Source organism: Kitasatospora sp. NPDC006697, from assembly GCF_042869935.1.
GTDB lineage: Bacteria > Actinomycetota > Actinomycetes > Streptomycetales > Streptomycetaceae > Kitasatospora.
Window position 1 is genome coordinate 35326 of sequence record NZ_JBIAGU010000039.1, and the last position, 18678, is coordinate 54003.

At 74.6% G+C, this 18678-nt stretch carries 12 protein-coding genes; 10 read left to right on the plus strand and 2 right to left on the minus strand.

The features are described from left to right. Positions 1–204 precede the first annotated feature (204 nt). Positions 205–3840 (plus strand): chromosome segregation protein SMC, encoded by a 3636-nt coding sequence (smc, locus tag ACFYNO_RS36390; protein WP_388021918.1) that lies wholly within the window; start codon positions 205–207, stop codon positions 3838–3840. Positions 3841–3878: 38 nt separating this feature from the next. Further along, positions 3879–5075 (plus strand): signal recognition particle-docking protein FtsY, encoded by a 1197-nt coding sequence (gene ftsY, locus ACFYNO_RS36395; RefSeq protein WP_388021920.1) that lies wholly within the window; start codon positions 3879–3881, stop codon positions 5073–5075. Positions 5076–5129: 54 nt separating this feature from the next. Here the strand turns inward: ftsY and ACFYNO_RS36400 are convergent, their stop codons facing one another. Further along, entirely contained in the window at positions 5130–5822 is a 693-nt protein-coding gene (locus ACFYNO_RS36400; protein ID WP_388021922.1) for a bifunctional DNA primase/polymerase, read from the minus strand. A gap of 346 nt (positions 5823–6168) precedes the next feature. Here ACFYNO_RS36400 and ACFYNO_RS36405 point away from each other — a divergent pair, with 346 nt between their 5' ends. From ACFYNO_RS36405 to ftsH, 7 genes are all read left to right on the plus strand, one after another. Then, complete coding sequence (locus ACFYNO_RS36405; RefSeq protein WP_388021924.1) at positions 6169–7626, plus strand: hypothetical protein; 1458 nt, start codon at positions 6169–6171, stop codon at positions 7624–7626. A 205-nt stretch (positions 7627–7831) separates the two neighbouring features. Continuing rightward, on the plus strand, positions 7832–9169 hold the full coding sequence (locus tag ACFYNO_RS36410) for an ammonium transporter (RefSeq protein ID WP_388021925.1): 1338 nt from the start codon (positions 7832–7834) through the stop codon (positions 9167–9169). Then, positions 9169–9507, plus strand: coding sequence for a P-II family nitrogen regulator (locus tag ACFYNO_RS36415; protein WP_388021926.1), 339 nt, complete (start codon positions 9169–9171; stop codon positions 9505–9507). The genes ACFYNO_RS36410 and ACFYNO_RS36415 overlap by 1 nt, the downstream gene beginning before the upstream one ends. A 100-nt stretch (positions 9508–9607) precedes the next feature. Next, entirely contained in the window at positions 9608–12046 is a 2439-nt protein-coding gene (locus ACFYNO_RS36420; protein ID WP_388021928.1) for a [protein-PII] uridylyltransferase, read from the plus strand. A gap of 87 nt (positions 12047–12133) precedes the next feature. Next, positions 12134–13693, plus strand: a complete 1560-nt coding sequence (ffh, locus tag ACFYNO_RS36425; RefSeq protein ID WP_388021930.1) for a signal recognition particle protein — start codon at positions 12134–12136, stop codon at positions 13691–13693. Between the two features lie 64 nt (positions 13694–13757). After that, positions 13758–14294 carry a GNAT family N-acetyltransferase gene (locus tag ACFYNO_RS36430; protein ID WP_388021932.1) on the plus strand — a complete coding sequence of 179 codons (537 nt, stop codon included), beginning with the start codon at positions 13758–13760 and terminating at the stop codon, positions 14292–14294. A 53-nt stretch (positions 14295–14347) separates the two neighbouring features. Further along, positions 14348–16273 carry an ATP-dependent zinc metalloprotease FtsH gene (ftsH, locus tag ACFYNO_RS36435; RefSeq protein WP_388021934.1) on the plus strand — a complete coding sequence of 642 codons (1926 nt, stop codon included), beginning with the start codon at positions 14348–14350 and terminating at the stop codon, positions 16271–16273. Positions 16274–16280: 7 nt separating this feature from the next. Here ftsH and ACFYNO_RS36440 read toward each other — a convergent pair whose 3' ends face one another. Continuing rightward, positions 16281–17081 (minus strand): SAM-dependent methyltransferase, encoded by an 801-nt coding sequence (locus ACFYNO_RS36440; RefSeq protein WP_388021936.1) that lies wholly within the window; start codon positions 17079–17081, stop codon positions 16281–16283. Positions 17082–17264: 183 nt separating this feature from the next. On the opposite strand from ACFYNO_RS36440, the gene proS reads away from it, so the two are divergent. After that, positions 17265–18677, plus strand: coding sequence for a proline--tRNA ligase (gene proS, locus ACFYNO_RS36445; RefSeq protein WP_388021938.1), 1413 nt, complete (start codon positions 17265–17267; stop codon positions 18675–18677). Position 18678 lies beyond the last annotated feature (1 nt).

The window sequence follows — 18678 nt, forward strand, 5'->3', positions numbered from 1 at the left end:
GATCGACCGGCCTCGCACCGGCCGATTTGCCGCGCACCGACGCGAGATCTCGGGACGCGATACCCAGGGACGCCCTCACCGGCGTCCCTTCGTCGTGCCTGCCCCCGGGCGGCCCCCTGCGCCTTCCCCCGAGCGGCTTTTCCTCAGGCTGCCCACGGCCCCGCCGAACGAAACCGGCCGGACCCGGCGGATACAGTCGACCGGGTGCACCTGAAGAGCCTCACCCTGCGCGGCTTCAAGTCCTTCGCCTCGGCGACCACGCTGCGCTTCGAACCCGGCATCACCTGCGTGGTCGGCCCGAACGGCTCGGGCAAGTCCAACGTGGTCGACGCGCTGTCCTGGGTGATGGGGGAGCAGGGCGCCAAGACGCTGCGCGGCGGAAAGATGGAGGACGTCATCTTCGCCGGCACCAGTGGACGGGCCCCGCTCGGCCGGGCCGAGGTCTCGCTCACCATTGACAACACCGACGGCGCGCTGCCGATCGACTACGCCGAGGTGACGATCACCCGGACCATGTTCCGCAACGGCGGCAGCGAGTACGCCCTGAACGGCGAGACCTGCCGGCTGCTGGACATCCAGGAGCTGCTCTCCGACTCCGGCATCGGCCGCGAGATGCACGTGATCGTCGGCCAGGGCCGGCTGGACTCGGTGCTGCACGCCGACCCGCAGGGCCGCCGGGCCTTCATCGAGGAGGCCGCCGGGGTGCTCAAGCACCGCAAGCGCAAGGAGAAGGCGCTGCGGAAGCTGGACGCGATGGCCGCCAACCTCAACCGGGTGCAGGACCTGGTCGCCGAACTGCGCCGCCAGCTCGGCCCGCTCGGCCGGCAGGCCCGGATCGCCCGGCGGGCCGCCGGCATCCAGGCCGAGCTGCGAGACGCCCGGCTGCGGCTGCTCGCCGACGACCTGCTGAGCCTGCGGCAGGCCATAGCGGCCGAGGTGGCCGACGAGCTGGCGCTGCGGGTGCGGCGCAGCGCGGTCGAACAGGAGCTGCAGTCCGCCCGGCAGCGCGAGGCGGTGCTGGAGGCCCAGGTCGAGCAGCTCGGCCCGCGGCTGGAGGAGGTCCGGCAGGCCTGGTACCGGCTCTCCGCGCTCGGCGAGCGGACCCGCGGCACCATCGGGCTGGCCGAGGCCAAGGTGCGGCACGCCACCAGCGGCGGCGAGCCGGAGCGGCGCGGCCGCGACCCGGAGGAGCTGGAGGCCGAGGCCGCGCGGATCCGCGAGCAGGAGGCCGCGCTGGCCGAATCGCTGGAGGCCGCCGAGCAGGCACTGGACGAGGCCGTCGCCGAGCGCGCCGAGCTGGAGCGCGCGCTGGCCGCCGAGGAGCAGCGGCTGCGGGCCGCCGCCCGGGCCGCCGCCGACCGGCGCGAGGGGCTGGCCCGGCTGCAGGGGCAGGCCGCCGCCGCGGCCTCCCGGGCGGCCGGCGCGCAGGCCGAGATCGAGCGGCTGGCCGCCGCCCGGGACGAGGCCGCGCTGCGCGCCGAGGCGGCCGGCACCGAGTACGAGCTGCTGCGCGAGCAGGTGGCCGGCCTGGAGAGCGGCGATCAGAAGCTGGAGGCCGCGCACGAGCAGGCCGGCGAGCGGCTGGCCGGCGCCGAGCGGGCGGTCAGCGCGGCCCGCGAGGCGGCCGCCGCGGCCGACCGGGAGCGGGCCGCGCTGACCGCCCGTCACGAGGCGCTGTCCCTCGGGCTGCGGCGCAAGGACGGCACCGGCGCGCTGCTCGCGGCCGGCGACCGGCTGGCCGGGCTGCTCGGCCCGGCCGCCCGGCTGCTCACCGTGGCGCCGGGCGAGGAGACCGCGCTGGCCGCCGCCCTCGGCGCGGCCGCCGACGCGGTGGCGGTGGACGGGCTGCCGGCCGCCGCCGCGGCACTGCGGCTGCTGCGCGACGAGGACGCCGGCCGGGCCGCGCTGCTGATCGCCGGCGTCGCCGGGGCGGCGGAGCCGGCTGACCCGGCCTCGGCGCCGCTGCCGGCCGGTGCCCGCTGGGCGGCCGGCCTGGTGGACGGGCCGGCCGAGCTGCTGCCCGCGGTCCGCGCGCTGCTCGCCCGCACCGCCGTGGTGGCCGACCTGGACGCCGCCCAGGCGCTGCTGGCCGAGCGGCCCGGGCTGACCGCCGTCACCGCCGAGGGTGACCTGCTCGCCGCCGGGCTGGCCCAGGGCGGCGCGGCCGGCGCGCCCAGCCTGCTGGAGACCCAGGCCGCGGTGGACGCCGCCGCCGCCCGGTTGGCCGAGCTGACCGGGCAGTGCGCCGAACTGGCCGAGGCGCTGGCGCAGGCCAAGGAGCAGCGCCGGGAGCTGGCCGCCGAACTGGAGCGGCTGGCCGCCGAGCGGCGCGGCGCCGAGAAGCAGCGGGCCGAGACGGCCGGCACCCTGGGCCGGCTCGGCGGCCAGGCCCGGGCCGCGGCCGGCGAGGCCGAGCGGGCCGAGAACGCGCTGGCCAAGGCCGAGCAGGGCCGGCAGAGCGCGCTGGAGGCCGCCGAGGAGCTGGCCGAGCGGCTGGCGGTGGCCGAGGAGCTGGCCGAGGAGCAGGAGGACGAGCCCGACCAGGGCGAGCGCGACCGGCTGGCCGAGCAGGGCGTGCTGGCCCGCCAGCGCGAACTGGAGGCCCGGCTCGCGGTGCGCACCCACGAGGAGCGGGTCCGCTCGCTGGCCGGCCGGGCCGACGGGCTGGACCGCGCCGCCCGGGCCGAGCGGGAGTCCCGGGCACGGGCCGCCGAGCGGGCCCGCCGGGCCGCCCGGGAGGCGCAGGTGGCCGGCGCGGTGCTGGCCGGCGCCCGCACCCTGCTGGCCTGCCTGGAGGTTTCCACCGCCCGGGCGGAGGCCGAGCGGACCCGGGTGGAGCAGGCCAGGGCGGCCCGCGAGACCGCGCTCCGGACGGCCCGGGAACAGGGCCGGGAGCTCAAGGAGGAGCTGGACAAACTGGTCGACGCGGGCCACCGGGACGAGGTGCTGCGGGCCGAGAAGCGGCTGCGGATCGAGCAGTTGGAGGCCCGGGCGCTGGAGGAGTTCGGGGTGGAGGCCGACGGGCTGCTGGCCGAGTACGGCCCGGACCAGCCCGTTCCGCCGCCGCCCGCGGCGGAAGCCGCCGATGCCACTGCCGAGGAGGGGGAGGAGCCGGGGGAGCCGCGGCCGTACGTCCGGGCCGAGCAGGAGCGCCGGCTGCGCGCCGCCGAGAAGGCCTACCAGCAGCTCGGCAAGATCAACCCGCTGGCGCTGGAGGAGTTCGCGGCGCTGGAGGAGCGGCACACGTTCCTCGGCGAGCAGCTGGAGGACCTGAAGCGCAGCCGGCGCGACCTGCTGGACATCGTCAAGGACGTGGACCAGCGGGTGGAGCAGCTGTTCACGGCGGCCTTCCACGACACCGCCGCCCAGTTCGAGGGGGTCTTCTCCCGGCTCTTCCCGGGCGGCGAGGGCCGGCTGGTGCTGACCGACCCGGACGACATGCTGACCACCGGCGTCGAGGTGGAGGCGCGCCCGCCGGGCAAGAAGGTCAAGCGGCTCTCGCTGCTCTCCGGCGGCGAGCGCTCGCTGACCGCGGTGGCCATGCTGGTCGCCATCTTCAAGGCCCGGCCGAGCCCGTTCTACGTGATGGACGAGGTGGAGGCGGCGCTGGACGAGACCAACCTGCGCCGGCTGATCGCGATCATGGAGGAGCTGCGGGACAGCTCGCAGTTGATCGTGATCACCCACCAGAAACTGACCATGGAGTGCGCCGACGCGCTGTACGGCGTGACCATGAAGGGCGACGGCATCTCCCAGGTGATCAGCCAGCGGCTGCGCGACGAACACCGGGAGCGGAAGGTCCCGATGCGGCAACGGGAGAAGGAGGCGCAGCCCGCCTAGCCCCGCTTCGGGCCGTCGTACCGGATACTGGCACGGTTATGGAATACGTGATCCTTGCCGTAGTCATCGCCGTGATCGCCATCGGTGCGGTCGCCGGCCTCGTCGTCAGCGGCAGACGACGTAAGGAACTGCCCCCGGACCGGACGGCCACCCTCACCCCGCCGGCCGCCCCGGCCGAGCCCCAGGTCGGGGAGGAGGCGGCGCCTCCGCGCGAGGAGCCGGCCAGGACCGTCGAGCAGGTCGAGCTGCCCGAGACGGACGAGCTCAGCCCGGAGCAGGTCGCCGAGGCGCCCGCGCTCGAGGTGCCGGAGCCGACCGCCGGCCGCCTGGTGCGGCTGCGGTCGAGGCTCTCCCGTTCGCAGAACGCGCTCGGCAAGGGCCTGCTCACCCTGCTCGCCCGGGACCGGCTGGACGAGGAGACCTGGGAGGAGATCGAGGACACCCTGCTCACCGCGGACATCGGCGTGGCCCCCACCCAGGAGCTGGTCGAGCGGCTGCGCACCCGGGTCAAGGTGCTCGGAACCCGCACCCCGGACGAGCTGCGCGGTCTGCTGCGCGAGGAGCTGGTGGCGCTGATCGGCACCGAGGCCGACCGCTCGCTGAAGACCGCCAAGCACGAGGACGGCCGCCCGGCGGTGGTCCTGGTGGTCGGCGTCAACGGGGTCGGCAAGACCACCACCTCCGGCAAGCTCGCCCGGGTGCTGGTGGCCGACGGCCGCAGCGTGGTGCTCGGCGCGGCCGACACCTTCCGGGCCGCCGCCGCCGACCAGCTGCAGACCTGGGGCGAGCGGGTCGGCGCCCGCACGGTGCGCGGCCCGGAGGGCGGCGACCCGGCCTCGGTGGCCTTCGACGCCGTCAAGGAGGGCATCGCCGAGGGCGCGGACACCGTGCTGGTGGACACCGCCGGCCGGCTGCACACCAAGACCGGCCTGATGGACGAGCTGGGCAAGGTCAAGCGGGTGGTGGAGAAGCACGGCCCGGTGGACGAGGTGCTGCTGGTGCTGGACGCCACCACCGGCCAGAACGGGCTGGTGCAGGCCCGGGTCTTCGCCGAGGTGGTGGAGATCACCGGCATCGTGCTGACCAAGCTGGACGGCACCGCCAAGGGCGGCATCGTGGTGCAGGTGCAGCGCGAGCTGGGCGTGCCGGTCAAGCTGATCGGCCTGGGCGAGGGCGCGGACGACCTGGCGCCGTTCGAGCCCGGCGCCTTCGTGGACGCGCTGATCGGCGACTGAGCCGAGGCTTCCCGGTGATGGGCGGTCCCCGTTCGGGGGCCGCCCATCGGTGTGTCAGGAGGCGAGCCAGGCCGGCTCGGCGGCCACCGCGCGCTCCCGGCCGCGGTGGCAGGCGTAGGCCAGGGTGCCGAGCAGCAGCCGGGCCTGCGGCGGGCGGGCCGCGCTCTCCCGGCAGGGGTGGCGCAGCCAGCGCAGCGGGCCCAGGCCCGGCAGCACGGTGGGCGGGGCCGGCAGGTAGCCGCCCTCCCCGTGGCCGACCAGGTCCAGCGCGGCGTCGTCCCAGCCCATCCGGTAGAGCAGGTCGGGCAGCAGGTCGGCGGTGCCGCGGGCGACGAAGAAGAACAGCCGGCCGGTCGGCGCGGCCAGCACCGGGCCGACCTGGGTGCCCATCCGCTCCAGCCGGACCAGGGCGCGCAGCCCGGCCGGCTCGGGCACGTCCAGTACGTCGAAGCGGGGGCCGACCGCGAGCAGCACCGAGCCGTCCGGTCCGCCGTCCCAGAGCGCCCGCACCTCGTGCGGGGTGGCGCCGGGCGGCAGCTTGCGGGGCGCCTCGCCGGGCAGCGGGTGGAGCCCGGGGGCGGCGCAGTGCGGCCGGCCGCAGCGGCAGGGGCCGCCGTGGGCGCGGGCCGGTCCGCCGAGCACGACCGTCCAGCCCCAGCGGCCGGCGTACTCGGCCGCGGCCTGGCACGCGGTGGCGCGGCTGCGGCGGCGGGAGCCGAACCTCAGATCGCCGAACAGGTTGTCCATGCCTCCCCCAACAGATTTCGGTTGCCGGCGGTTACGGGACTGTGACGCTTTGTCAAATTCTGCTCCCCGGCGCGACGGTACGCCGGACGGCGCGCGGCAGTGGGTGCGCGCGGTCGGGACGGGGCCGTGCAACGGGAGGCCCGGGCCGCGGACCGCCCACCAGTGAACCGCCGTTGACGGCCCGTCGGCTTCACTCGCGGGGGTGGCGAATGGTGGCGTTTCCCGGCGAACCATCCCCCGGACGGCTCACGGCACGTTACGTTCGGATCACGCACCGGGAGGGTGCGGCCGAGCGGGAACGGGACGGGACCCCCGAGCGGGGTCGGGCGGGACAGGTGGACCCTCAATGGCAGAGAAGCAGCCCAACGAGAAACTCACCGCGTGGTTCGCGCGCAGCGGGTGGTCCAAGGGCGAGTTCGCCCGCCAGGTCAACCGGCAGGCGCGCCAGCTCGGCGCCCACCATGTGAGCACCGACACCTCCCGGGTGCGCCGCTGGCTGGACGGCGAGCAGCCGCGCGAGCCGATCCCGAAGATCATGTCCGACCTGTTCTCCGAGCGGTTCGGCTCCGTGGTCTCCGAGGAGGACCTGGGGCTGCGGGTCGCCGTGCCGGTCTCCACCGTGGCCGGCGGCGGCGTGGACCTGCCCTGGAGCGGCCCGCAGACCGTGCAGCTGATCAGCGAGTACTCGCGCAGCGACCTGATGCTCAACCGGCGCGGCTTCCTCGGCACCTCACTGGTGCTGACCGCCGGCGCCGCACTGGTCGAGCCGATGCAGCGCTGGCTCACCCCCGGTCCCGGCGGCACCCCGACCCCGATCCTGGCCTCCGCCAACGGCGGCGAGCCCTACACCGGGCGGCTCTCCGAGCCCGAGCTGCAACTGCTGGAGCAGACCACGGTGATGTTCCGCCAGTGGGACGCGCAGAACGGCGGCGGGCTGCGCCGCAAGGCGGTGGTCGGCCAGCTGCACGAGGTCACCGACCTGCTGCAGGAGACCTACCCGCCCGGCGTGACCCGGCGGCTCTTCCGGCTCACCGCCGAGCTCGCCCACCTGGCGGGCTGGATGTCCTACGACGTCGGCATGCACCCGAGCGCGCAGAAGTACTACGTGCTGGCGCTGCACGCGGCCAAGGAGGCCGGCGACCGCCCGTTCGGCGCGCTGATCCTCACCGACATGAGCCGCCAGATGATCCACCTCAACCGCGGCGAGGACGCCCTGGAGCTGATCCACCTCGCCCAGTACGGCAGCCGGGACACCGCCACCCCCCGCCAGCAGGCGCTGCTCTACGCGATGGAGGCCCGCGCCTACTCCAACATCGGCGAGGTCAACCGCTGCGCCCGGGCGGTCCGGCTGGCCGAGGACACCTACACCGACGCCGGCCCGGTCGAGCAGGACCCGGACTGGCTGCGGTTCTTCTCCAAGGCCGAGCTCTACGCGGAGAACGCGCACTCCTTCCGCGACCTGGCCTACCACTCCAGCCGCAGCCCGCGGTACGCCTCGCTGGCCGCCCCGCACATGGAGACCGCGGTCGACCTGTTCCGCGAGGACATGGAGAACCACACCCGCTCCTACGCCTTCAACCTGGTCGGCATGGCCAGCGTGCACCTGCTGCAGGGCGAGCCGGAGCAGGCCGCGGTGATCGCCGAGGAGGCGGTGGAGATCGCCGGGAAGGTGCGCTCCGAGCGGCTGAACACCCGGGTCCGCAAGACCACCGCCGCGGCCAGCCGGGACTACCGCTCGGTGCCCGCCGTCAACCGGCTGGCAGACCTGGTGGTGGAGCAGATCCCCGAGTACGAGGTGGTGTAATCGGTGGTCGGGTCCCCGTCAAGAGTGCCCCGAGCGGCCCGGTTCACGCGCACGTAACGCGTGCGTCAACCGTGTCACCCCGGCGAAACACCGAGCCGCACTGACCGAAACCCGGCTTCGGCACTCTCCTCTGCATCGCCGCCACCCCGGGCGGGACGGGACGACCCGGGGGTGGAGCGGCTGCGACACGTTCGAGGAGACGCCGATGCCGGACGGCTTCAGCGGGGGCGACACCGCCTTCGTACTCATCAGTGCAGCCCTGGTCATGTTGATGACCCCTGGGCTGGCCTTCTTCTACGGGGGCATGGTCAGGGTCAAGAGCACCCTCAACATGCTGGTCATGAGCTTTATCGCCCTGGGCATCGTGACCGTGCTCTGGGTGCTCTACGGGTACACCCTCAGCTTCGGCACGGACGCCTTCCACGGCCTGATCGGCAACCTCGACCACCTCGGGATGCGCGGGATCGGCCTGAACGACCTGAGCGGCTCGATCCCGGTCACCGCCTTCGCGGCCTTCCAGCTGATGTTCGCGGTGATCACCCCGGCGCTGATCAGCGGCGCCATCGCGGACCGGGCCAAGTTCACCGCCTGGGCGCTCTTCATCGCGCTCTGGGTGACCATCGTCTACTTCCCGGTCGCGCACTGGGTCTTCTTCTTCGACAACGGGCACGGCGGCTGGCTGGGCGACCGGCAGGGCGTGATCGACTTCGCCGGCGGCACCGCGGTGCACATCAACGCCGGTGTGGCGGGCCTGGCCCTGTGCCTGGTGCTGGGCAAGCGGATCGGCTTCAAGAAGGACCCGATGCGGCCGCACAGCCTGCCGCTGGTGATGCTCGGCTCCGGGCTGCTCTGGTTCGGCTGGTTCGGCTTCAACGCCGGCTCGGCGCTGGCCGCCAACGGCGTGGCCGGGATGGCCTTCATGAACACCCAGGTCGCCACCGCCGCCGCGATGCTCGGCTGGCTGGCCTACGAGAAGCTGCGGCACGGCGCCTTCACCTCGCTGGGCGCGGCCTCCGGAGCGGTGGCCGGCCTGGTGGCGATCACCCCGGCCTGCGGCTCGGTCTCGATGCTGGGCGCGGTGGCGATCGGCCTGATCGCGGGTGCGGTCTGCGCCGCGGCGATCTCGCTCAAGTACAAGCTCGGCTTCGACGACTCGCTCGACGTGGTGGGCGTGCACGCGGTCGGCGGGGCGATCGGCTCGCTGCTGATCGGCTTCTTCGCCACCGGCCACGTCGGCCAGACCGCCAAGGGCCTGTTCTACGGCGGCGGGGTCGGCCAGCTGGGCAAGCAGGCGATGGGCGTGGCGGTGGTCGCGGTCTACTCCTTCGTGATCTCCTGGCTGCTCGGTCAGGCGATCCAGAAGACCATCGGGTTCCGGGTCGCCGAGGACGTCGAGGTGGCCGGCATCGACCAGGCCGAGCACGCCGAGTCGGCCTACGACTTCAGCGCCGTGGGCGCCAGCCTGGCCCGTGCCCTCAGCGGGCCCGCGCCGGCCGCCGCGAGCAGCACCAAGAACAGCGAGAAGACCGGGGTGGACGCCTGATGAAGCTGATCACCGCCGTCGTGAAGCCGCACCAGCTGGAGGCGGTCAAGGAGGCCCTGCAGGCCTTCGGGGTGCACGGGCTGACCGTCACCGAGGCCAGCGGCTACGGCCGCCAGCGCGGCCACACCGAGGTCTACCGGGGCGCCGAGTACACCGTGGACCTGGTGCCCAAGGTCCGGATAGAGGTCGTGGTCGAGGACGGCGACGCCGAGGACGTGATCGAGGTCCTGGTCAAGTCCGCCAGGACCGGCAAGATCGGGGACGGCAAGGTCTGGGCCGTGCCGGTCGAGACCCTGGTCCGGGTCCGGACCGGCGAGCGCGGACCCGACGCCCTGTAACACCCGCACCAGTCGCACGACCCGAGCGGACCCGCGAGCAGTCGCGGGTCCGCTGACGGCGTTTCACCGCCCGCGCAGGCCCGACCACCCGGGAGCCCCAGTGACCACCACCGAATCCGCCGGCCCCGTCGACCCCGCCGACCGCACCGACCACCAGCGGGCCAGGGCCGCGCTGCTCGCCGACCCCGCCCTGGCCGGCCGGGCCCGGCGCACCGCGCTGGCCCGGCTCACCGACGACTGGCTGGCCGCGCTCTTCGAGCGGGCCGGGCCGCCGCCCGGCACCGCGCTGGTCGCGGTCGGCGGCTACGGCCGCGGCGAGCTCTCCCCGCGCAGCGACCTCGACCTGCTGCTGCTGCACGAGGGCGGGCCGGTCGCCGAGCTGGCCGACCGGATCTGGTACCCGGTCTGGGACAGCGGGGTGGCGCTGGACCACTCGGTGCGCCGCCCGGCCGAGGCGCGCGAGGTGGCCGCCGCCGACCTGAAGGCGCAGCTCGGCCTGCTGGACGCCCGGCACCTGGCCGGCGACGCCGAGCTGACCGGGCGGCTGCGCTCGGAGGTGCTGGCCGACTGGCGGGCCCGGGCGCCGGAGCGGCTGCCCGAGCTGCGCGAGCTCGGGCAGGCCCGGGCCGAGCGGCACGGCGAGCTCTCCTTCCTGCTGGAGCCCGACCTCAAGGAGGCCAGGGGCGGGCTGCGCGACCTGGTCGAGCTGGACGCGGTGGCCGCCTCCTGGCTGGCCGACGCCCCGCGGGAGGGGCTGGACGCCGCCCGGCAGAAGCTGGCCGACGTCCGGGACGCGCTGCACCTGGTCACCGGGCGGGCCACCGAGCGGCTGAGCCTGCAGGACCAGGACCAGGTGGCCGCGCGGCTCGGGGTGCTGGACGCCGACACCCTGCTGCGCGAGGTCTACCAGGCCGCCCGCACCGTCCGGTACGCCGGCGAGGTGACCTGGCGGACCGTCGACCGGCTGCTGGCGGCCCGCCGCAGCCGCGGCCGGCGCCCGTTCTTCTTCCCGTTCAACGGCGGCGGCCGGGGCGCGCCGGTCCGCGGCCCGGTCCGCGAGCCGCTGGCCGAGGGCGTGGTGGAGCAGGACGGCGAGGCGGTGCTGGCGCAGGGCGCCCGGCCGGCCACCGACCCGGTGCTGCCGCTGCGGGCGGCGGCCGCAGCCGCGCAGAACGGCCTGGTGCTCTCGCACGCCACCGCCCGCCGGCTGGCCGCCGAGGCCGGGCCGCTGCCGGTGCCCTGGCCGACCGAGGCCCGCGAGCAACTGGTCACCCTGCTCGGCGCGGGCCGGGCCTGCCTGCCGGTCTGGGAGGCGCTGGAGGTCGAGGGGCTGATCACCCGGCTGCTGCCGGACTGGGAGCGGGTCCGCTGCCGCCCGCAGCGCAACGCGGTGCACACCTGGACGGTGGACCGGCACCTGGTGGAGACCGCGGTGCGGGCGGCCGCGCTGACCCGCCGGGTGGCCCGGCCCGACCTGCTGCTGGTCGCCGGGCTGCTGCACGACATGGGCAAGGGCTGGCCGGGCGACCACTCGGTGGCCGGGGAGGTGATCGTGCGGGACATGGCCGCCCGGATGGGCTTCGACCAGGACGACACCGAGAGCCTGGCGCTGCTGGTCCGCCACCACCTGACGCTGATCGAGACCGCCACCCGGCGCGACCCGGACGACCCGGCCACCGTGGAGCTGGTGGCCAAGGCGGTCGGCACGGCCGGGCACCTGGAGCTGCTGCACGCGCTCACCGAGGCGGACGCGCTGGCCACCGGGCCGGCCGCGTGGAGCGGCTGGCGGGCCTCGCTGGTGGCCGGGCTGGTGCGGCGGGCGGCCGAGCTGCTGGAGGGCGCGCCGGGCCAGGCCGGGCCGCCCGCCTCCACGGCCTCGGTGGAGGAGGAGCGGCTGGCGGTGGAGGCCGCCCGGACCGGCGAGCCCGCACTGCTGCTGCGCGCCGAGACCGAGCGGGACGCGCCGGCCGGCGAGCCGATGGGCGTGGAGCTGGCGCTGGCCATCCCGGACCGGCCGGGCCTGCTCGGCACCGTCGCCGGGGTGCTGGCGCTCAACCGGCTGACGGTCCGTTCGCTGACCCTGCGCGAGCTGGACCCGATCGGGGCCGGCCCGGTGCTGCTGCTCTCCTGGCGGGTGGCGGCCGAGTTCGGCGAACTGCCGGAGGGCACCCGCCTGCGCGCCGACCTGCGCCGGGCCCTGGACGGTTCGCTGGACACCGGCCGCAAACTCGCCGAACGCGACGCCGCCGCCCCGCGCCGCCGCGGCATCGCCCCGCCCCCGCCGGTGGTCACCGTCGCCCCCGGCGGCGCCTCGGCCAGCGCCACCGTCCTGGAGGTCCGCGCCCACGACGCCCCGGGCCTGCTGCACCGGATCGGCCGTGCCCTGGACACCGCCGGCGTCCGGGTCCGCACCGCCCACGTCAGCACCCTGGGCGCGGACGCCGTCGACGCCTTCTACCTCACCGACCCCACCGGCCGCCCGCTCGACCGGGACACCGCCGGAAAGCTCGCCGCGGAGCTCCAGGCGGCACTGCGCTGACCGGGGCGCCGCTCTTCCCCGGCGGGCCGGATACCCTGGGGAGGAAACCCGTACCTCCATCGATGCCGCAAGGGACCCGCGACCGACGTGTTCGACACTCTTTCCGACCGCCTCGCAGCGACGTTCAAGAACCTGAGGGGCAAGGGCCGCCTCAGCGAGGCGGACATCGACGCCACCGCCCGGGAGATCCGGATCGCGCTGCTGGAGGCGGACGTCGCGCTGCCGGTGGTGCGGGCCTTCATCAAGCAGGTGAAGGACCGCGCGCTGGGCTCCGAGGTGTCGGGGGCGCTCAACCCGGCGCAGCAGATCATCAAGATCGTCAACGAGGAGCTCGTCAACATCCTCGGCGGTGAGACCCGGCGGCTGAAGTACGCCAAGACCGGGCCGACCGTGATCATGCTGGCCGGTCTGCAGGGCGCCGGCAAGACCACGCTGGCCGGGAAGCTGGGCCACTGGCTGAAGAAGCAGAAGCACACCCCGCTGCTGGTCGCCTGTGACCTGCAGCGGCCGAACGCGGTCAACCAGCTGAACATCGTGGCCGAGCGGGCCGGGGTGTCGTTCTACGGGCCGGAGCCGGGCAACGGCGTCGGCGACCCGGTCAAGGTGGCCCGCGACTCGATCGAGTACGCCAAGCAGAAGCAGTACGACGTCGTCATCGTCGACACCGCCGGCCGGCTCGGCATCGACGCCGAGCTGATGCAGCAGGCCGCCGACATCCGGGCCGCGGTCCAGCCGGACGAGGTCCTGTTCGTGGTCGACGCGATGATCGGCCAGGACGCGGTGACCACCGCGCAGGCCTTCCTCGAGGGCGTCGACTTCACCGGCGTGGTGCTCTCCAAGCTGGACGGCGACGCCCGCGGCGGTGCCGCGCTCTCGGTGGCGCACATCACCGGCCGGCAGATCATGTTCGCCTCCAACGGCGAGAAGGTCGACGACTTCGACGCCTTCCACCCGGACCGGATGGCCTCCCGGATCCTCGGCATGGGCGACGTGCTGTCGCTGATCGAGAAGGCCGAGCAGACCTTCTCCCAGGCCGAGGCCGAGAAGATGGCCGCCAAGCTGCGCGGCGGCCCGAAGGCCTTCACACTGGACGACTTCCTGTCCCAGCTGGAGCAGGTCCAGAAGATGGGCTCGATCTCCAAGCTGCTCGGCATGCTGCCGGGCATGGGCCAGATCCGCGACCAGATCAACAACATCGACGACAAGGACGTCAACCGGGTCGGCGCGATCATCAAGTCGATGACCCCGGGCGAGCGGGCCGAGCCGGAGATCATCAACGGCCAGCGCCGGGCCCGCATCGCCAAGGGCTCCGGCGTCCAGGTCGGCGAGGTGAAGAACCTGGTCGAGCGGTTCTTCGAGGCCCGCAAGATGATGTCCGCGATGGCCTCCGGCAAGGGCGTGCCCGGCATGCCGGGCATCCCCGGGATGGGCGGCGGCGCCAGGAAGAACGCCAAGAAGGCCCCGCAGGCCAAGGGCAAGCGCAAGAGCGGCAACCCGCTCAAGCGGGCCCAGGAGGAGGCCGCGGCCGCCCAGCGCAAGGCGCTCGGCCCGGCCGCCGGGACCGAGGCGGGCGGCGCGTTCGGCCTGGGCCCGGGCCAGGGCCCGGCCGACTTCGAACTGCCCAAGGAGTTCAAGGACCTGCTGTAGGCAGGCCCGCACCGACGGCCCGTCAGCCTGCTGGCGGGCCGTCGGCATGCTCCATCATGGTCCGATGACCCGTGTGACCATCCGTCCCCCCAGGCCAACCGACGTCACCGAGTACGCGGCGGCGGTGAGACGGTCGGCCACCCACATCGGGCAGTGGAACCCGGTCGAGCCGGACGGCCTGCCGGACCTGCTGCGCCGCCAGGGCCCCGGTCTGCGCAGCTACCTGATCGTGGACCGGGAGGACGGCGGCCTGGTCGGCAAGTGCAACGTCTCCAACATCGTGATGGGCCGGTTCTGCAACGCCGCGCTGGGCTACGACAGCTACCTGCCCTACGCGGGCACCGGGCGGATGAGCGAGGGCATGCGGCTGGTGGTGGACCGCTGCTTCGCCGACCAGCTGGTCGGCGGGCTGGGCCTGCACCGGCTGGAGATCAACGTGCAGCCGGAGAACGCCCGGTCGATCGCGCTGGCCCGCCGGCTGGGTTTCCGGCACGAGGGCTTCACCCCGCGGATGCTCTTCCTGGACGGCGCCTGGCGCGACCACGAGCGGTTCGCGCTCACCGTGGAGGAGTGGCGGCCGCTGGGGGCCGTGGCGGAGTAGCCGGGCGGCGTTGCTGATGGATCGTCCGGTTTTGGACCCGTATGGTCCGTCACGTGACCGATCCCGTGCCGCCCCGTCAGAACCCGGAGAAGCCCTGGCGGTCCGAGGGGGCCCCGCCCCCGCCGCCCCCGGTCCCGCCCCGCCGCAAGATGCCCGGCGGCTGGCTCGGCCTGATCCTCACCGCGCTGGTGGTGTTCCTGATCAGCGACGCGCTGCTGAGCTTCTTCGGCAACAACGGCGGCACCACGATCTCCTACACCGAGTTCACCAACCAGCTCAGCCGGGGCAACGTCGCCAAGCTCTACTCCAAGGGCGACGCGATCCAGGGCCACCTCAAGGCGGCCGTGCCCAAGCCGAACGGCGGCAAGGGCGACTACACCGACTTCACCACCCAGCGGCCCTCGTTCGCCACCGACAACCTCTGGAACACCCTCCAGGTGCAGGGCGTCGAGGTGACCGCCGAGCCGGTGGTGCAGCAGCGCAGCTTCCTGGCGAACCTGCTGATCTCGCTGGCCCCGATGCTGCTGCTGGTCCTGGTCTGGGTGCTGCTGGCCCGCCGGATGGCCGGCGGGCTCGGCGGCGGCCCGCTCGGCCGCAAGGCCCCGCCCAAGCCGGTCGCCTCGGAGGAGGGCAAGCGCACCACCTTCGCCGACGTGGCCGGCATCGACGAGGTCAAGGCCGAGCTGACCGAGGTGGTCGACTTCCTGAAGAACCCCCAGGCCTACCGGAGGCTGGGCGCCAAGATGCCCGGCGGGGTGCTGCTGGCCGGCCCGCCCGGCACCGGCAAGACCCTGCTGGCCCGGGCGGTGGCGGGCGAGGCCGGGGTGCCGTTCTTCTCCGCCTCCGCCTCCGAGTTCATCGAGATGATCGTCGGCGTCGGCGCCAGCCGGGTCCGCGAGCTCTTCTCCGAGGCCCGCAAGGTCGCGCCGTCGATCATCTTCATCGACGAGATCGACACCATCGGCCGCAGGCGCGGCGGCGGCAACGCGATGGGCGGGCACGACGAGCGCGAGCAGACGCTCAACCAGATCCTCACCGAGATGGACGGCTTCACCGGCTCCGAGGGTGTGGTGGTGATCGCCGCGACCAACCGGGCCGATGTGCTGGACCCGGCGCTGCTGCGCCCCGGCCGGTTCGACCGGGTGGTCAGCGTCAGCCCGCCGGACCGGGACGGCCGGGCCGCGATCCTGGCCATCCACGCCCGCGACGTGCCGCTGGCCGAGGGCACCAGCCTGACCGAGGTGGCCAAGACCACCCCGGGCATGACCGGCGCGGAGCTGGCCAACCTGGTCAACGAGGCGGCCCTGCTGGCGGTGCGCCGCAAGCAGGACGCGGTGGACCAGCGGGACCTCTCGGACGCGCTGGAGAAGGTCCAGCTCGGCGCCGTCCGTCCGCTGGTGATGCCGCAGGAGGAGCGCCGCCGCACCGCCTACCACGAGAGCGGCCACGCGCTGCTCGGCATGCTGCAGCCCGGCGCCGACCCGGTCCGCAAGGTGACCATCGTGCCGCGCGGCCGGGCGCTCGGCGTCACCGTCTCCACTCCGGAGGCGGACCGGTACTCCTACACCGAGGAGTACCTGCGCGGCCGGATCATCGGCGCGCTCGGCGGCATGGCGGCCGAGCAGGTGGTCTACGGGGTGATCACCACCGGTGCGGAGAGCGACCTGCAGCAGGTCACCAACCTGGCCCGGGGGATGGCCGGGCGGTGGGGGATGAGCGAGCGGGTCGGCCGGCTCACCGCGATCCCCGACGACCCCCAGGGCGCCTACGGGCTGGCCGCCGCGCCGAGCACCCTGGACGCGGTGGACCAGGAGGCCCGGCGGATCGTCGCCGAGTGCTACCAGGAGGCGGTGCGCAAGCTGCAGCAGGAGCGGGCCCGGCTGGACGCGCTGGCCGAGGCGCTGCTGGCCGCCGAGACGCTGGACGAGGCGGAGGCCTACCGGGCGGCCGGCGTCCCGCGCCCGGCGGACGGCGGCTGAGCGTCCGTCAGGCCCGCACGGCCAGCAGGTACTCGGCGGTGACCGGCAGCCAGACCGAGCCGTCCGGCCGGGCCAGCGGGTGCAGCGCCTCGGCCAGCTCTTTGGCCACCGGCCGCTCGCCCGCGTAGCCGGCCGCCGCGTCGAACCAGCCGGTGGCCAGCAGTCCGCGCACCGCGCCGGCCAGGTCCGGGTAGCCGAACGGGCAGTCCACCCGGCCCCGCCCGAGCGTCCGCAGCCCGGCGGCGGCCGCCAGCGCGCCCGGTGCGCCGGCCGGGTCCAGCGGGTCGGCCGGGCGCCGGCCGCCGCCGTGCCGGGCCACCCGCAGCACCGCCTGCACCGGCCCGTCCTCGGCCGCCGCCAGGCCCGCCAGCACCAGCACCCCGCCGGGCCGGACCTGTCGCAGCGCGGCGCGCACCGCGCGGTCCGGGTCGGGGCCGAGCCGCTGCGGCTCGAAGAGGGTGACCACCGCATGCGCCGTCCGGGTGGTGCCGGGGCCGGCCGCGACCGCCAGTCCGCGGGCCCGGGCCAGCTCGCGCAGCTGCGGATCGGCCTCCTGGCCGGTCACCCGGGCGCCCCGCGCGGCGGCCAGCAGCAGCGCCAGCCCGGACCGGCAGCCCAGCCCCAGCAGGCGGGTGGCGGGGCCGACCGCCAGCCGCTCGTGCACCGCCTCGTAGAGCGGCACCAGGGTGCGCTCCTGGATCTCGGCCCAGTCCCTGGCCCGGGAGCCCGGGCCCGGCCGGGGCGGGTCCGCGGGGACGGGGAACGTGTCCGGGCTGCCGGACAAGGCGGTGCCGTGCGCCGAAGCCATCTGGTCGGCCTCCCATCGGGTACGTGGAACCGGGTCCCCCCAGTGGTGCGCCCCCCGGTCCAGGGAACCGCCGCGCGGGCTCGGCGTCCAGAGGAGCGCGCCGGAGCACCGGTCACCACCGGCGTGCGCCCCCGGGCGATATGGATTCACGCTCCGACCCGCCCACGCCGTACGATGCGGCCCATGGCTAAGGCTCCCGTTCTCACCCCCCAGGCGGACGACTTCCCGCGCTGGTACCAGGATCTGATCAACAAGGCCGAGCTGGCCGACAACGGTCCGGTGCGCGGCACCATGGTCATCCGACCGTACGGCTACGGCCTGTGGGAGCGGATGCAGCAGGAGATGGACGCCCGGATCAAGAAGACCGGCGCGCAGAACGCCTACTTCCCGATGTTCATCCCGCAGTCCTACCTCACCCGCGAGGCCGAGCACGTCGAGGGCTTCTCCCCGGAGCTCGCCGTGGTCACCCACGGCGGCGGCAAGGACCTCGAGGAGCCGGTGGTGGTCCGGCCCACCTCCGAGACCATCATCAACGAGTACTTCTCGAAGTGGGTGCAGAGCCACCGCGACCTGCCGCTGCTGATCAACCAGTGGGCCAACGTGGTCCGCTGGGAGCTGCGCCCGCGGGTCTTCCTGCGCACCACCGAGTTCCTCTGGCAGGAGGGGCACACCGCGCACGCGACCTACGAGGACGCCCGCGACTACGCCTCGATGATCCACACCGACGTCTACGGCGACTTCATGACCAACATCCTCGCCATCGACGTGGTGCTGGGCCGCAAGACGGTCCGGGAGCGGTTCGCCGGCGCCATCAACACCCTCACCCTCGAGGGCATGATGGGCGACGGCAAGGCCCTGCAGATGGGCACCAGCCACGAGCTGGGCCAGAACTTCGCCAAGGCCTTCAACACCACCTACCAGCTGCAGGGCGCCGAGCGCGAGTACGTCTGGCAGACCTCCTGGGGCGTCTCCACCCGCATGGTCGGCGGCCTGATCATGTCGCACGGCGACGACAACGGCCTGCGGGTGCCGCCGCGCCTGGCGGCCGTGCAGGCCGTGGTGCTGGCCATCAAGGGCGAGGACGAGGTCATCGCCAAGGTGCGCGAGATCGGCGCGGCCCTGGAGGCCGCCGGCATCCGCACCGTGGTGGACGACCGCACCGACACCCCGTTCGGCCGCCGCGCGGTGGACTGGGAGCTCAAGGGCGTGCCGCTGCGGATCGAGGTCGGCCCGCGCGACCTGGAGGCCGGCACCGCGATGCTGGCCCGCCGGATCCCGGGCGGCAAGGCGCCGGTGCAGATCGACGCGCTGGCCGCCCTGCTGCCGGGCATCCTCGAGGAGGACCAGGCGCTGCTGCTCAAGCAGTCCCGGGACCGCCGCGAGGCCCGCACGGTGGACGTGAAGACCCTCGACGAGTGCGTCGAGGCCGCCGCCACCGGCTGGGGCCGGATCCGCTGGGCCGACCTCGGCCCGGAGGGCGAGGCCAAGCTGGCCGAGCAGGGCGTCTCGGTGCGCTGCCTGGTCGCCGCCGACGGCTCGGTGCCCGGCTCCTACGACCAGGACGGCAATATCGCGATTGTCGCGCGCGCGTACTGAA